Annotated in this window: 16 protein-coding genes; 12 read left to right on the top strand and 4 right to left on the bottom strand. The window is 34.2% G+C overall.

The genetic code is table 11. The features are described from left to right. Positions 1–135: 135 nt before the first annotated feature. Entirely contained in the window at positions 136–1,230 is a 1,095-nt protein-coding gene (gene ychF, locus B6A10_RS04230; protein ID WP_188219837.1) for a redox-regulated ATPase YchF, read from the bottom strand. A gap of 205 nt (positions 1,231–1,435) precedes the next feature. Between ychF and B6A10_RS04235 the strand changes: the two genes are divergently transcribed. Beyond that, positions 1,436–2,179 carry a class I SAM-dependent DNA methyltransferase gene (locus B6A10_RS04235; protein ID WP_188219838.1) on the top strand — a complete coding sequence of 248 codons (744 nt, stop codon included), beginning with the start codon at positions 1,436–1,438 and terminating at the stop codon, positions 2,177–2,179. Between the two features lie 48 nt (positions 2,180–2,227). On the opposite strand, the gene B6A10_RS04240 is transcribed toward B6A10_RS04235, so the two are convergent. Then, a complete protein-coding gene (locus B6A10_RS04240) occupies positions 2,228–2,578 on the bottom strand; it encodes a 4Fe-4S dicluster domain-containing protein (protein ID WP_026715150.1) in 351 nt (116 codons plus the stop codon). A 135-nt stretch (positions 2,579–2,713) separates the two neighbouring features. Between B6A10_RS04240 and B6A10_RS04245 the strand changes: the two genes are divergently transcribed. The 6 genes from B6A10_RS04245 to B6A10_RS04270 all read left to right on the top strand — a co-directional run bounded on the left by B6A10_RS04245 (position 2,714) and on the right by B6A10_RS04270 (position 7,704). After that, complete coding sequence (locus B6A10_RS04245; RefSeq protein ID WP_188219839.1) at positions 2,714–3,772, top strand: acyl-CoA reductase; 1,059 nt, start codon at positions 2,714–2,716, stop codon at positions 3,770–3,772. Between the two features lie 93 nt (positions 3,773–3,865). Beyond that, positions 3,866–4,936, top strand: coding sequence for a 3-phosphoserine/phosphohydroxythreonine transaminase (serC, locus tag B6A10_RS04250; protein ID WP_188219840.1), 1,071 nt, complete (start codon positions 3,866–3,868; stop codon positions 4,934–4,936). Positions 4,937–5,187: 251 nt separating this feature from the next. Further along, on the top strand, positions 5,188–6,138 hold the full coding sequence (locus tag B6A10_RS04255) for a D-2-hydroxyacid dehydrogenase (protein ID WP_188219841.1): 951 nt from the start codon (positions 5,188–5,190) through the stop codon (positions 6,136–6,138). 99 nt (positions 6,139–6,237) lie between these two features. After that, positions 6,238–6,795 (top strand): DUF937 domain-containing protein, encoded by a 558-nt coding sequence (locus B6A10_RS04260; protein ID WP_188219842.1) that lies wholly within the window; start codon positions 6,238–6,240, stop codon positions 6,793–6,795. A 124-nt stretch (positions 6,796–6,919) separates the two neighbouring features. After that, positions 6,920–7,360, top strand: a complete 441-nt coding sequence (locus tag B6A10_RS04265; protein ID WP_055090149.1) for a DUF6146 family protein — start codon at positions 6,920–6,922, stop codon at positions 7,358–7,360. Positions 7,361–7,392: 32 nt separating this feature from the next. Next, positions 7,393–7,704 carry a DUF6787 family protein gene (locus tag B6A10_RS04270; protein ID WP_188219843.1) on the top strand — a complete coding sequence of 104 codons (312 nt, stop codon included), beginning with the start codon at positions 7,393–7,395 and terminating at the stop codon, positions 7,702–7,704. On the opposite strand, the gene B6A10_RS04275 is transcribed toward B6A10_RS04270, so the two are convergent. After that, the gene (locus tag B6A10_RS04275; protein WP_188219844.1) at positions 7,701–7,961 is read right to left on the bottom strand and encodes a hypothetical protein; all 261 of its coding nucleotides are present in this window, start codon (positions 7,959–7,961) and stop codon (positions 7,701–7,703) included. The genes B6A10_RS04270 and B6A10_RS04275 overlap by 4 nt on opposite strands. Before the next feature lie 8 nt (positions 7,962–7,969). Then, positions 7,970–8,521, bottom strand: a complete 552-nt coding sequence (gene msrA, locus B6A10_RS04280) for a peptide-methionine (S)-S-oxide reductase MsrA (RefSeq protein WP_188219845.1) — start codon at positions 8,519–8,521, stop codon at positions 7,970–7,972. 126 nt (positions 8,522–8,647) lie between these two features. Here msrA and B6A10_RS04285 point away from each other — a divergent pair, with 126 nt between their 5' ends. The 5 genes from B6A10_RS04285 to B6A10_RS04305 all read left to right on the top strand — a co-directional run bounded on the left by B6A10_RS04285 (position 8,648) and on the right by B6A10_RS04305 (position 16,042). After that, the gene (locus B6A10_RS04285; RefSeq protein ID WP_188219846.1) at positions 8,648–9,313 is read left to right on the top strand and encodes an ABC transporter ATP-binding protein; all 666 of its coding nucleotides are present in this window, start codon (positions 8,648–8,650) and stop codon (positions 9,311–9,313) included. 15 nt (positions 9,314–9,328) lie between these two features. Further along, the gene (locus tag B6A10_RS04290; RefSeq protein ID WP_188219847.1) at positions 9,329–10,093 is read left to right on the top strand and encodes a TIGR02757 family protein; all 765 of its coding nucleotides are present in this window, start codon (positions 9,329–9,331) and stop codon (positions 10,091–10,093) included. A gap of 335 nt (positions 10,094–10,428) precedes the next feature. Further along, positions 10,429–13,200, top strand: coding sequence for a T9SS type A sorting domain-containing protein (locus tag B6A10_RS04295; RefSeq protein ID WP_188219848.1), 2,772 nt, complete (start codon positions 10,429–10,431; stop codon positions 13,198–13,200). A 512-nt stretch (positions 13,201–13,712) separates the two neighbouring features. Then, entirely contained in the window at positions 13,713–14,618 is a 906-nt protein-coding gene (locus B6A10_RS04300) for a HEAT repeat domain-containing protein (protein ID WP_188219849.1), read from the top strand. Then, positions 14,615–16,042, top strand: coding sequence for a glycosyltransferase family 2 protein (locus tag B6A10_RS04305; RefSeq protein WP_055090140.1), 1,428 nt, complete (start codon positions 14,615–14,617; stop codon positions 16,040–16,042). The genes B6A10_RS04300 and B6A10_RS04305 overlap by 4 nt, the downstream gene beginning before the upstream one ends. The last annotated feature ends 4 nt before the right edge of the window (positions 16,043–16,046 follow it).

Raw genomic sequence — 16,046 nt, forward strand, 5'->3', positions numbered from 1 at the left:
ATTTAATCAGTTGTAAATCAACGACTAAATATACGAAATAACTTATGTTAAACCAAATATAAAGCACAAAAAAAACCGCCTCAGTTTTGAGACGGCTTCATCTATTTTCTTTTTCGGTTTCTTTATTCTAAAAAACTACACATTAAAACGGAAATGCATCACATCACCATCTTTTACAATATATTCTTTTCCTTCCACACGTAATTTTCCGGCTTCTTTCACTTTAGATTCCGAACCATAATTAGAGAAATCATCATAAGCAATTACCTCGGCACGAATAAACCCTTTTTCAAAATCGGTATGGATTACTCCGGCAGCTTTTGGAGCAGTATCACCTATATTAATCGTCCAGGCACGAACTTCTTTTACACCAGCAGTAAAATAAGTTTGTAAGTTTAATAATTTATAAGCCGCACGAATTAAAACTGCCGATCCCGGTTCTTTCAATCCTAAATCTTCTAAGAAAATCTGACGCTCTTCGTAACTTTCTAACTCTGTAATATCAGCCTCAGCTCCTACTGAAAGCACAATTACTTCGGCATTTTCATCTTTTACCAATTCGCGAACCTGATCTACATATTTATTTCCGTTTATCGCCGAAGCCTCATCTACATTACAAACATACAAAACCGGTTTAGTGGTAATCAACTGAAAATCTTCTATCAAAGCTTCTTCCTCATTCGACTGAGGCACCACTGTTCTGGCTGATTTTGCCTGTAATAAAGCTTCTTTAATTCGGTCCAAAAGTGCTTTTTCTGTTTGCGCTTCTTTATTTCCGGTTTTAGCCGCACGATTTACTTTTTCCAAACGTTTTTCAACCGTTTCCAAGTCTTTCAACTGCAACTCGATATCAATGGTTTCTTTGTCACGAATCGGATTTACATTCCCGTCAACATGCACAATATTGTCGTTATCAAAACAACGCAATACATGAATAATAGCATTACACTCACGGATATTTCCCAAAAACTGGTTTCCTAAACCTTCTCCTTTACTGGCACCTTTTACCAATCCGGCGATATCTACGATATCAACCGTTGCCATTTGCACACGTTCCGGTTTCACCAATTCTTCCAAACGGGCAATTCTCGGGTCCGGTACATTTACCACACCAATATTAGGTTCGATAGTACAAAAAGGAAAGTTTGCACTTTGCGCCTTAGCATTAGACAAACAATTAAATAAAGTTGATTTCCCAACATTTGGTAATCCTACAATTCCTGCTTTCATGATCGTATTATTTACAACTAGCGTTTTGCTATGTGTTTAATTTTTATTTTAAAAGTGTGCAAATATACTATATAAAACGCAGAGTTAACATAATTCTAAAATTTATGCAAAGCATTTAGTTCACGCAAAAAAAAGCTTATCTTGCAAATGCATTTTTTGACTAATTAAATCCTTAAGCTGTGAAGGATTCAAATTCTAAAACGCTATGATTAATCTTTATCCCGATGAAATGGCCGAAATTTACGACGCCATGTACCAAAGTTTTATAGATTATGACAAAGAATACGCTTTTTACAACAATCTGCTTCAAAAAAATGAACCAAAATCTATTCTGGAAATAGGAAGCGGAACAGGAAATATTGCCAAACGTTTTATTGAAAACCACCAAAACTACCGCGGACTTGATTTTAGCACAAGCATGATTACCATTGCGCAAAAAAGAAATCCGGATTGTGAATTCCTCCACGGCGACATGCGCGATTTTAATCTGGAAAAAAAAGCGGATGCTATCATTATTACCAGCCGTTCCACCAGTTATCTGATTACTAATAATGATATTAACGACACTTTTAACTGTTTATACAACAATCTGAATCCAAACGGCATTATTATTTTTGATTTTATCGATGCTAATCGCTACATCCCTTTTATCAAAGAAAACAAAACAGTCATCCACAGTGCGAGACACAAAGGACATTCCTATCTTCGAAAAAGCGATTGGGAAATCAGTTCGCACGACAATTTTATTTTGGAATGGACGGCAAAATATTATAAAGACAAAATAGACAACACTACTATTATTGCTAATGATTATTCTACGGTACGGGTGTTTACACTAAACGAAATCCAATTATTTTTATACCTGCACAATTTTGAAATTCAGGAAATCATTGACCGCAAAACATACGCTTTTGATACTTTTGTAATCGTGGCCAAAAAAAAATCCTAAACAAAAAGCTTAGGATTTTTTTTAAATTGAAATTAAAAATATAATTCACTATTCATTATGTAAGAAAGCCTGTCTGTTCAACAAGGTTTCCTCATCCTCAACATGATTTTCATCCGGAACACAACAATCTACAGGACATACAGCAGCACATTGAGGCTCGTCGTGGAATCCTTTACACTCTGTACATTTTCCCGGAACAATATAATAGATTTCATCAGAAATTGGAGTTTGCGCCTCTTCAGCATCTACTTCAGTTCCGTCAGGAAGAACTACTGTTCCACTTAATTTTGTACCATCTTTGTATCTCCAGTCATCAGCTCCTTCATAGATTGCTGTATTTGGACATTCTGGTTCACATGCACCACAGTTGATACATTCGTCTGTTATGATAATTGCCATTATTACTTGGTTTTATGGTTAAAGTACAAAAGTTTTCAAGTTTTAATAACCTGTAGATTATAACTTTTGTCTTTCGACTATATTATACTTATTTTTGTGCAAAATTACAATCAAAACATTTCATAAGCAAACAATATGACAATAGAAAGCAAAAAAAATATTTTTGTGGAATTAGGAAAATTTCTCAGCCAATTTTCTGAGGCCGAAAATAAACAGAGAGAAGACGTACAGGGCAATGCTGTTTTTTTTGATTCTTTTGTTAATTTGATTGAGCTTTCACAATCCCATAACGGCTGGTACACGCCTGAACAAGTGTATTATGCAATAAATTCCTGGGCTACCGCTTTAACCGAAGAAAACCTCAATCAATGGCTTTCAATGTATTCTTTTGACAATGTAAAATCCAAACGAATAGCCTTAATTCTTGCCGGAAATATTCCGTTGGTAGGCTTCCATGATTTTCTTTGTGTGTTAATAACAGGACATGATGTTTTGGTAAAAACATCCTCAAATGACCAACATTTATTACCTTTTTTAGCCAAATACCTTATTCATATTGCTCCCGAATTAGCCGAAAAAATCACTTTTACCGAAGGAAAACTGGAAAATTTTGATGCCGTAATCGCTACCGGAAGCAACAATACCGCCCGTTATTTTGAATATTATTTTAAGGACAAGACTTCTATTATTCGCAAAAACCGCAATTCAGTTGCTGTTTTAAACGGAGAGGAAACCAAAGAACAATTAATCGCTTTGGGTGAAGATATTTTTAGGTATTTTGGTTTAGGATGCCGCAATGTTTCCAAACTTTTTGTTCCAAAAGGCTACAGTTTTAATGCTTTTTTTGAAGCCATGTTTGAATATCAGGATGTGATACATTATGAAAAATACGCTAATAATTACGATTACAACAAAGCGGTTTTCCTGATGAGTAATTTTCAATTGTTAGACAATGGTTTTTTAACAATCAAAGAAGACAATAGCTACGCATCGCCAATTTCCAGCGTATTTTACGAATATTACGACGCCTTGCCGGAAGTAGAAAAAAAACTACAGAAAGACAGCGACCAAATCCAGTGTATTACAAGCAATAATTTGATAAAAAACAGCATTGCATTCGGACAAACCCAACAACCAAAATTATGGGATTATGCCGATAATATCGATACTATATCGTTTTTGTTAATAACATAGAAAAATTTTTAATAATTATTATGAATAATTTAATGCTTATTCGACTCCTATTACCGAAATTTGCATTTTAATTTTTTGGACATAAACTACACCATGAAAAAACACAACTACAGCGCAGGACCTTGTATTTTACCACAAGAAGTTTTTGAGAAATCAGCACAAGCTATTTTAGACTTCAATAATTCAGGATTATCGATTTTAGAAATTTCGCACCGCAGCAAAGACTTTGTTGCTGTTATGGACGAAGCAAGAGCATTAGTTCTTGAATTACTTGGATTAGAAGGAAAAGGATATCAGGCACTTTTTCTTGCCGGTGGAGCTAGTTTAGAATTTTTAATGGTTCCTTACAACTTAATGAAAGAAGGAGGAAAAGCAGCTTATTTAGATTCAGGAACCTGGGCTACTGCAGCTATTAAAGAAGCCAAATTCTTTGGAGAAACTGTTGTTGTAGCTTCTTCAAAAGAAGACAACTACACTTATGTACCTAAAGGATATGAAATTCCTGCTGATGCAGATTATTTCCACTGTACTTCAAACAACACTATTTTTGGTACTCAAATGAAAGAATTCCCTAAAACGAATGTTCCGTTAGTTTGCGACATGAGTTCGGATATTTTTTCAAGAGAATTAGATTTTTCACAATTTGACATTATTTATGCCGGTGCTCAAAAAAATATGGGCCCTGCAGGAACAACTTTAGTAGTTATCAAAGAAGAAATCATTGGTAAAAACGGTCGCAACATTCCTAGTATGTTGGATTATGCCAAACACGTTAAAGCAGAAAGTATGTTCAACACTCCTCCTGTTTTCCCTGTGTACGCATCTCTATTGACATTGAGATGGATCAAGGAAAAAGGTGGTATCGCAGCGGTTGAAAAACTTAACAATGCTAAAGCTGAATTGCTTTATAACGAAATTGACAGAAACCCATTATTCAAAGGAGCTGCTGTTACAGAAGACCGTTCTAACATGAATGTAACTTTCTTGTTAAAGAATCCGGAGCACACTGAAACATTTGACAAAATGTGGAAAGAAGCCGGAATCTCTGGCCTTCCTGGTCACCGTTCAGTAGGTGGTTACAGAGCGTCTATTTACAATGCTATGCCAATTGAAAGCGTACAAGTATTGGTAGATGTAATGCAGGCTTTAGAGAAAGCAGTTTAAATAAATTAAAAGATTCAATGATCGAAAGATTAAAGAATCTATATTTATTTAAATAAAATCTATTGATTGAATCTTTAAATTTTTCAATCTTTAAATTGAAATTGCTAGCAGAGGCTCTAGCCCCGATAGAAGCGGAAATCCTTGTGGCGGCAGGCATCTACGCCGACGCAAGATTGAAACGGATAGCGGGAAACAGCTTCTAAAACATTCAATTAATTTGAGGTTTAAACCTCGTAATGTAATAACAAAACATGAAAGTATTAGCAAACGACGGGATTTCAAAAAGTGGAATCTTAGCTTTAGAAAAAGGTGGTTTTGAAGTAATCACTACAAAAGTTGCTCAGGAACAAGTAGCCAACTACATCAACGAAAACAACGTAAGCGTGATTTTAGTTCGTAGTGCTACTAAAGTTCGTAAGGACATTATTGATGCTTGTCCGGGCATTAAAATCATCGGTCGTGGTGGTGTAGGTATGGATAATATTGATGTGGAATACGCTAAAAGCAAAGGAATCCACGTAATCAATACTCCTGCATCTTCATCAGAATCGGTTGCTGAATTAGTTTTCGGTCATTTGTTAACAGGAGTTCGTTTCTTACACGACTCTAACAGAAACATGCCATTAGAAGGTGATACTAAATTCAACGAATTGAAAAAAGCTTACGCTAACGGAGTTGAATTAAGAGGTAAAACTTTAGGTATTGTAGGTATTGGCCGTATTGGTCAGGCTACTGCTAAAATGGCTCTTGGATTAGGAATGAAAGTTATCGCTGCTGATAGTTTCATCCCTCAAGTTGATGTAAAAGTAGAGTTCTTCGACGGACAAGCTATTACAACTACAATCAAAACACAATCATTAGAATCAGTATTTGCAGAATCTGATTTCATCACCTTACACGTTCCTGCTCAAAACGGTTACATTGTAACTGAAAAAGAGTTTGCTACAATGAAAAACGGTGTTGGAATTGTAAACTGTGCTCGTGGTGGTGTTATCAACGAAGTTGATTTAGTGAAAGCTTTAGACAGTGGAAAAGTTGCTTTTGCAGGTTTAGACGTTTTCGAAAACGAACCAACTCCGGCTACACAACTTTTAATGCACCCAAAAATCTCTTTGACTCCACACATTGGAGCTGCAACAGGAGAAGCTCAGGACAGAATTGGAACTGAATTAGCTTCACAAATCATTAGTTTATTGAGCTAATAATTTTAAGGCTTTTATAACACAAAAGGACTCATTACAAATTGCTAATGAGTCCTTTTTTTATTAAATTTGATAAGTAACCTTATAAAAGCGAATCTCATGTTAGATCAATTAGCACAATTAGTACAGGAATTTGGTGAAGATGCAGTTATAAAAAACGAAGCAATCCCGCACGAACAAAACCAAGCCGTTTTGCAGGAAACCAGCAACTCTATTTTTTCCAGCTTACAAAAAATAGCCAGTCAGGCTGATTTATCGCAAATTGCAGGACTCCTACAAGGTCAGGATATTGACAAAAACAATCCAGCCGTACAACAAATTACAAAAGATGTTTCAAATTCATTAACAGAAAAATTAGGAATCAGCTCCGCCACAGCAACTTCGTCAGTGACAGCCATAATTCCAAAAGTACTAAGTTCCTTAATTCAAAAAGCTAATGATCCAAAAGATACCAGCATCAATCTTTCCGGCTTACTGGATTCCTTAACAGGCGGAAACAGTCCGGAACACGCCAGCATCATGGAAGCCATCGGAGAATACGGAATTCATTTTGGTTTAGACCAAAACTCGGATGGAAAAGTAGATTTAGACGACGCTATCGAACTCACCAAAAAAGGAGGTTTAGGCGGAATGCTGGGCAAACTTTTCGGAAAATAATTTTTAAACTCGTTTTTTCAAAAGCCATTTAGCACAGGAATAAATGGCTTTTTTGTACCTAAAAACCAGAATTCAGTAATTTAATTCGTAAATTTAATAGGGCAAAACCAATTCGCCGAGCGTCATGAAAACAAAATTCCTCATAATACTATTAATTTTAGGTCTCATTATAATAAGTTGTGCTTCTCATAAAACATTGGCTCCAATTTCTAAAATAAATAAAGATTCAACAACAAATGACACCGTAAAAATCACCAACAAAGATTTAGAATACGAAGTAATTATTATCGATCCCGGATTTAATTTTTGGCTCAATTCGATGGCTTATCCGCGCGGTTTTTACACCCAAACCTATCTAGAAAACAAAAACAGAATTTATATTAACGAATGGAACAACCGTTTTTTACAACCGCAACGTTACAGTCGTGATTTGTATGAAATGAGTATTGATTACGATTCAAATATCAATTATGGCTACGAAGTCAACTACCTTATTTATAATTATATGATTTATTTTCAAAATAATTACCACCAAAAACTTTACGGCCGCGTTCCTTTAAGATAATCTTTATACATTTGTAATCATTATAAATAAAGATGAAAGGATTAAAAGAACGTTGGAAAATAGAGTCTAATTTTCAACTCACCATAATTTTTATCGTTTTTGCCATAACAGGATCAGCTTCGGCATGGATTTCTAAACCCGTTTGTATTTGGTTAGGAATTTTAAAAGAAGATTTTGGTTTCTGGCACACTCCTGTTCGCCTGCTAATTGTGTTGCCTTTATACCAAATTTTGCTGGTAATTATTGGTTTTTTATTTGGTCAGTTCAAATTTTTCTGGGCATTTGAAAAAAAAATGCTTCGCAAAATGGGTTTAGGATTTTTATTTAAAGACAACACTAATTAATCTTTCTTTTTAAACTTATAATAATAAATCCAGCTCAAAGTAAAAGTGGGAATAAAATCAATATAAGGCAAAAATTCTTCCGCAAAAGAAATAATCCCACCTATCCTTCCAAGCTTCCCTTTATACATTCGGGTCATTAAAAAACCGGGAAGCGGCGCCCAAACTACATCTGAAAATTCCCCGACAAAAGGGATACTAAAAGACAGCATTCCGATAGCATCAAAAAGAATTCCTAAAAAAAGTTTTTTATAAGCCATTTCCAAGATTAGTCCTTTTTTAATTTATCTTTAAAATAAGTTCTCACCTTATCAATTTTTGGCGCAATAACAAAAGCGCAATAACCCTGTGTTTTATTTTGATTGTAATAATTTTGATGATAATCCTCAGCCTCATAAAAAATAGTAGCCGGTGAAACTTTAGTCACAATTGGTTTCTCAAAAACAGCTTCTTCCTTTAGAAATTGAATAAAATCTTCGGCTATTACTTTTTGTTCCTCATTATGATAAAAAATCTCGCTTCGGTATTGTGTCCCTACATCATTCCCCTGACGGTTTAAAGTTGTTGGGTCGTGCGTTGCAAAAAACAATTCCAATATTTCGCCAAAAGAAATCTCCTCCGGATTAAAATAAACCTGAATTGCCTCGGCATGACCCGTATCCCCCTGACAAATTTCCTTATATGTAGGATTTTCGGTTTTTCCGCCTATATAACCCGAAACCACTTTTTCAACAGCTTTTAACTCTAAAAAAACAGCTTCCGTACACCAAAAACAACCTCCTGCTAAGGTTGCCACCTCTGTTATCATTTCTTTTTTCATAAGCTTCTTTTAAAAAAAATGTTTTCGTTTTTATTAACTCAAATTTATGCTTTTTAAACCAAAAATATAGTCTGCTTCATTTTATAATCCTTAAAATCTTTGTTTCTTTGTAAAAACTGCCAATTGATGATACAAGCGAAAAACTTACATAAATATTACGACCAGCTTCACGTACTGAAAGGTGTTGATTTACATATTCAAAAAGGAGAAATTGTTTCTATTGTAGGTGCTTCGGGAGCAGGAAAAACAACGCTTTTACAAATTCTTGGTACTTTAGACAAGCCTAATCAGGAAAACGAAATTGAACTTCGTATCAACGATGAAAATATCTTATCGATGAATGATAAAAATTTATCCAAATTCAGGAATTTGAATTTGGGATTTATTTTTCAATTTCATCAATTATTACCGGAATTTACCGCTCTGGAAAATGTGTGCATTCCGGCGTTTATTGCCAAAAAAAACAAAAAAGAAACCGAAGAAGAAGCCATCAAACTACTGACTTATTTAGGACTTTCGCATCGAATTCATCATAAACCCAGCGAACTTTCCGGCGGAGAACAACAACGTGTGGCTGTTGCCAGAGCTTTAATTAACAAACCCGCAATTATTTTTGCCGATGAACCTTCCGGAAATTTGGATACACATTCGGCGGAAAATTTACATCAGTTGTTTTTTAAGTTAAGAGATGAATTTGGTCAAACCTTTGTAATTGTGACACACAACGAAGAATTAGCCAATATGGCCGACCGAAAACTGGTTATGGTTGACGGCTTAATTAGCGACCATTAATATACATTCCGGAATATGAATTTCTCCGAACTCAAAGATTTTCTGGACGAAAAAGTACTGCAATACAACACACTTGATTTCATAGAAAGCGATCCGGTTCAAATTCCGCATTTATTCACTTTAAAAGAGGATATTGAAATTGCCGGTTTTCTGAGCGCCACCATTGCCTGGGGAAACCGAAGAATGATTATAAAAAACAGTCACCGCATGATGGATTTGATGGGAAATTCTCCTTATGATTTTGTCATGTCACATTCTGAAAATAATTTAGAACAATTAGAATCATTTGTACACCGCACTTTCAACGGTCAGGATTTTATTGGTTTCATCCAATCACTTCAAAATATTTATAAAAATCATGACGGACTGGAAGCTGTTTTTGCTAAAAATCAGGAAGAAATTTCTATGCAAAAAAGCATCTCGGAATTCAAGAAAATATTTTTTGAAATCCCGCATCTTTCCCGAACTCAAAAACACATTTCGGATCCATTGAACAATTCGGCAGCAAAAAGGATCAACATGTATTTGCGTTGGATGTGTCGTAAGGACAACAACGGAGTGGATTTAGGAATTTGGAAATCTATCGCTCCTTCGAAACTTTCCTGTCCACTGGATGTTCATTCTGGTAATGTTGCCCGAAAATTAGGTTTGTTACTTCGTAAACAAAATGATGGAAAAGCACTTTTAGAATTAGACACAAAACTTCGTGAACTTGATGCTACCGACCCTGTAAAGTACGATTTTGCACTTTTTGGACTTGGGGTCTTTGAAGGTTTTTAAACCGATTTACTATTCCTACTTTAGTCTCAATCAAAGTCAATTAAAAAGTATAACAATAACCAATATTTTTTTGTCAATTTAGTACTGTTTTAGCATCAAATTGTAATTTGACCCTGCTTAAAAAGCAATTTTTACCCCTAATTTGTTTTCTATATTTCTAATTTTATACCCGAACTAAAATAAAATCTTTGAAAAACATGTTAAAAAATGTAAACGTTTACATTTTAAAATAATTCATTTTAACCTAAAAAAAATCTACTATGAAATAAAATATTTTAAATAAATATGTCTATTAATAACCTTAAAAAAAACCTACTTAAATGCTAAAAAATTACATGAAACCATCATTAGTAATGGCTATAGCATGCCTTACTATGAAAACCACCGCAATTTTTGCTCAGAATCCAGTAGTAAAAATTGATTTTGATCAATCAGGAAGAAGCACTGCCGAAGTGAGTGAATCCGGGTATACCCCTTGGGTAATTACCACTAATACAGCCAGCAAAACAGTAAACGGCGTCACATTTACAGTAACCAAAGTTGGAGACAAAGGAGAAATTTTAGGTACCAATTGGTACAAAGCCGGAGTTCAGGCTCCTAGTTACGCCAGATTAGTCTGTGATGGAGTCACTGTGAAAAACGGTACTGCAAACGAAGGTGGTCATATAGAGCTTAAAATAAGCGGATTAGAAACCGGAGAACATACTTTAATGGCTTTTTTAAATGCTGTAGACAGCCCCGTTTATACATTTAGTCCAATTGATATATCTATCAATGAAAATTTAGTGATCGATAATTTGATTCCTACTGTAAGAGCGCTGTCTCCTGCAACTGCAAAATCAGCTTATTTAAAATTTCAGGCTACGACAGGAACCGATGTAATTATTCGTTTTGCGGCCGAAAAATCAGGAAATGAAACCTATAAAAATGTGATGTTGAATGGAATTGAATTAAATACACCTAACATTTTTAATCAGGCAACTAACCCGAAACCCAACGACAATGATGAACACGTAGAATTAAACTCCGGAAGCACCACCTTAAGCTGGACATCTGCCATTAATGCCGTATCTCACAATATTTATTTCGGCTCAGATTTAGCTGCAATTGAAGCCGCAAACATCTCTTCTTCTTTATATAAAGGAAATCAAACTAAAGAAAATACTTCTTACTCTGTAAATGGACTATACACTGGAGAGACTTATTATTGGAGAGTTGATGAAGTTTTAGCAAATGGTGAAATTGTAAAAGGAAACATTTGGCGTTTACGTCCTGCTCAGTTAGCTTTTCCGGGAGCCGAAGGTTATGGTCGTTTCGCACGCGGCGGAAGGGGCGGAAAAGTGATTGCAGTAACCAATTTGAATGATAGCGGTCCGGGAAGTTTACGTGAAGCCGTTACCAATGATATTGGTCCAAGAACGATTGTTTTTAATACTTCTGGAATTATCCAATTAAACTCGCGTTTGGTTTTAAGTCAACCTTATGTTACTATTGCGGGACAAACGGCACCAGGCAAAGGAATCTGTATTCGCTCCGCTCCTTTTGGAATTACCGGAAATGATGCTATCGTACAAAATGTACGCGTTCGATTAGGCGCAGGTCCTACTTATGACGGAATGGGATTAACCGGTGCGAATCATAGTATCATCGATCATTGTTCCATCAGTTGGACAATAGATGAAGCGTTTAGTTCTCGTTCCGGTAAAAATATTACCCTGCAAAGAACCTTAATTTCGGAAGCCTTAAATGCCGCAGGACATCAAAATTATCCGGCAGGAACAGAACACGGTTATGCAGGAACCATAAGCGGAGACATCGGAAGTTTTCACCATAATCTGTTAGCACATAATTACGGTCGTAACTGGAGTCTTGGAGGTGCATTAGACGGTAATGGTACTTATGCCGGCAGAATGGACATCACAAATAATGTGGTTTACAATTGGGGCAACAGAACTACTGATGGAGGAACTAAAGAGGTTAACTTTGTTAATAATTACTATAAACCCGGAGCTGGTTCTAAAATATTTGTTGCATTTAGTGCCGACAATGAAAATGTAGGAACTGGAACACAACGTTGTTATTTTAACGGAAATGTAATGCCTGGTTATTTTGACGAAAATAATCAAACCATTGGAAGAAGAGCAACCTTCAAAAACGGTGCAACTTATCAATACGACAACTTTGTTAATACTCCTTTTTTCCCATCTTATGTAACCACACAAACAGCCGAGGACGCATATAAAATTGTACTTTCTGATGTGGGATGTGTACAACCGGAATTTGACGAACATGACGAAAGAATTATTACTGAAACACTAACCGGAACTTTTACCTATACCGGAAGTGTAACCGGTAAACCTGGATTTCCGGATAATGAATCAGACGTTGGCGGATATGAAAATTATCCTGAAGTAAGCAGAGATATTGATTGGGATACTGATCAGGACGGTTTACCAAACTGGTGGGAAGCTATCAAAGGAACAAATTTAAATTCTGCAATTGGAGATTTTTCAGATAGTAATGCTGATGAAGATTTAGACGGTTACACTAATCTGGATGAATATCTACAATGGATGTCACTACCTCATTACGAATCTCCTAAAGGACATAAATTAAGTATTGATATCAAAAAATTTTCGAGAGGATTTACCGACGGAGTTAGTTACTCCTTATCTAATGTAGAAAAAGGAAATGCTACTTTAGTTTCTAACATAGTAGAATACAGACCAACAGCCAACGGATTAGGTTCATTCGATTTTACCGTTACTGATAATACCGGAGCAACAATGACCCGCAGGGTAAATATAGTTAACGGATATTCTTTGTCAGCAACAAAAAAGAATCCGGAAATCTCTACTCAGGTTAATGTTTGGCCTATCCCAAATAATGGTTCATTTTCTATACTAATGACCAATGACAGCGATGAAACTAATTCTAATGCAGAATACAAAATCTATGATATTTTTGGAAAAGAAGTCAAAAAAGGAATTCTTAAAGAAAGTCGTCAGGAAAACGTCAGTTTACAGTCAAAAGGAGTTTTTATTATTAATGTTTCAGATATTTCAAGTAAAAAAATATTTCATTCTCAAAAAATCATTTTAGAATAGTTTTTTTTACATCTTTAAATGGCAACTTTTCAAGTTGCCATTTTTTTTTTTATTATAATTTCAATCTTAATCCTTCAAATAATTTTCGAATTAAATACCCAAACTTCGTCAAATTAGATGCTCTGTATTCCGTAAAATAAAATTTTACCTTTTTAGACTTAGCCTCTTTGAAGCATTTTTAAATCTTCCTCAAAAGAAACAATTATTCCCAAATACAAAATTGTAAGTTTTTTGTAATTATTTTACACAAAAACTGCTTTTTATCGATGTTTTTATACACTTTATCGATGTCGTTACATTTTATTTATTACTTTTATCATGTAATTAATCCCCAAATTATAAACTACTAACCTAGGAAAAATATGGATCTAACCTACTCTTTGACTCATATCATTTTACCCTTTTTAGGACTTGCATTTCTGGTTTTGATTATAATATTAATCCTAAACAGATTACTTTTTAATTTACGTCAGCCAAAAATCAATTTAGTAAAAAACAAAATTGATGATTTTTTGACCACTTTAGTATTTTCATCTTACGAAGCAAACGAACTAAAGTTAAAAATTAATGATTTCAAAAAAGAAATTCCATTTAAAAAGAAGTGGTGCAAAAAAATAGTTTTAAATAAAATTATCTTTTTAAAACGAAATTTAAAAGGTGATATCATCAAAACATCTCACTTAATCTACGAACAGTTTGATTTGTTTAACTACAGTATTTCTCTTTTAAAGAGTAAAAAGAAGTATTTAAATTGTCTTGGCATGTATCATCTAAAAGCCCTGGAATACCGCAAAGGAAAAGATTATGTAACCCCATTTTTAAATCATAAAAACAGGATTCTAAACTCCAGCGCTTATCTTACTGTAATTTCACTGGAACCTGAAAATTTAGGCCTTTTATATAATTACCAAAAACCAATATTTTTAGCCGGTGAAATAAACATCATGAATATCATTCATCAAAAAAAGCCGCCAATACCCGGTAACCTAAAAGATTGGATACATTCAACAAATCCATCAATTGTACGATTAGGGATTAAGCTGATGGCTTTTTACAATTATACAAATGAAAATCAATCGATTACCACATATTTAAAATCGGATGATGAAAAAATACGCTTGGCTGTTATTACGGTCATTAGACAGCTCTTTATATTTGATACCGAGAAACAACTAATTGAGTTATTTGACACTGAAAGCAAGAACAACCAGCTCGAAATACTCAAAACTTTAGCTGTAATTGGAAGTAAAGACACCGAAGAGTTTATTTATAACTTATTAAAAAAACCGATAGATTCAGACATTAAACTAAAAGCGGTAAAAAGTCTTTCCAAAATGAATTCAAACTATATTGAAAACTTTATTGGCAATCATGAGATTAGTAAAATGATTCAACATGTAAAAATACCTTCTATATGATACTCAAAAATTTTATCGAATATTATGAAATATTTGTAGCTGCTTTTTCTTCTACTTATATTATTTTTTACATGTTATTAGCAGGATTATCTTATTATGCTATTAAAAAACATCTTAATGCGAAATATTTTATTCATGATGATGTATTATTAAAGTCAAACTACATCCCGGGAGTTTCTGTAATTGCTCCGGCCTTTAATGAAGGAGCTAATGTAGTTTACAATGTAAAATCTTTACTTTCTCTAAATTACCCTAAATACGAAGTGGTACTGGTAAATGATGGTAGTACGGATGATACCTTAGAAAAACTCATTAAAGAATTTGAATTAGTCAAAATAGATTTCTTTTATCAGGAAAAAATCCCAACAAAAACGGTGAGAGGCCATTACAAATCGACAAACCCGGTTTATTCTAAACTTTTAGTTGTGGATAAAGAAAATGGAAAAAGTAAAGCCGATGCTTCTAATGCTGGTATTAATTCGTCAAAACATCCTTTATTTCTTTGTACTGATGTTGATTGTATTTTAAAAAATGATACTATCATAAAATTGGCTAAACCATTTATTGAAAGTAAAAAAAGAGTAATTGCAACAGGTGCAGGCATTCGAATTTCAAATTCATGTGAAGTAAAAGAGGGATTTTTAGTAAAAATTAGATTCCCTAAAGGCTGGTATCCGAGATTTCAGGAATTGGAATATGTACGGGCATTTCTATTTGGAAGAATGGCCTGGAGTCAATTAAACAGCTTACTTTTAGTTTCCGGAGGACTGGGAATGTTTGACAAAGAAATAGCCGTTAAAGCCGGAGGGTACTGGCACAAATCTTTAGGAGAAGATATGGAACTTATTACCCGAATGCGAAAATACATGTATGATAATAAACTTGATTTTTCAGTAAAATACATTCCTGAATCCTTATGCTGGACAGAAGTTCCGGGAAATCGAGAAATATTAATTCGTCAACGTGTGCGTTGGGCAAGAGGTTTAATCCAAACACTTAATTTACATAAAGATATGTTCTTTAATCCGAAATATGGAAGAACCGGATTTTTAATTTTCCCCTATTTCTTCGCATTCGAATTCTTAGTACCTATTTTAGAAGCAATTGGATTTATTACATTAATCATCTCTTTTTTCTATTTGAACATAAATTACGAGAGTTTTTTATACCTGACCATTGCAGTGTATCTATTCTATTTAAATCTCACAATAATATCTATTTTATTAGACGAAATACTTTACAAACACTACTCTAGCGTAAAAGAAATACTTATTCTTATTATGACTGCGATTATTGAACCTATTTTTTATCACCCTATAAATGTTTATGCCTCTTTAAAAGGTTATTATCATTTTTTTAGACAAAAAGAACAGGCCTGGGGAAATATGCAAAGACAAGGTTTTAACACTCAAAATGACAATTAACACT

This window comes from Flavobacterium pokkalii (assembly GCF_014596575.1).
GTDB lineage: Bacteria > Bacteroidota > Bacteroidia > Flavobacteriales > Flavobacteriaceae > Flavobacterium > Flavobacterium pokkalii.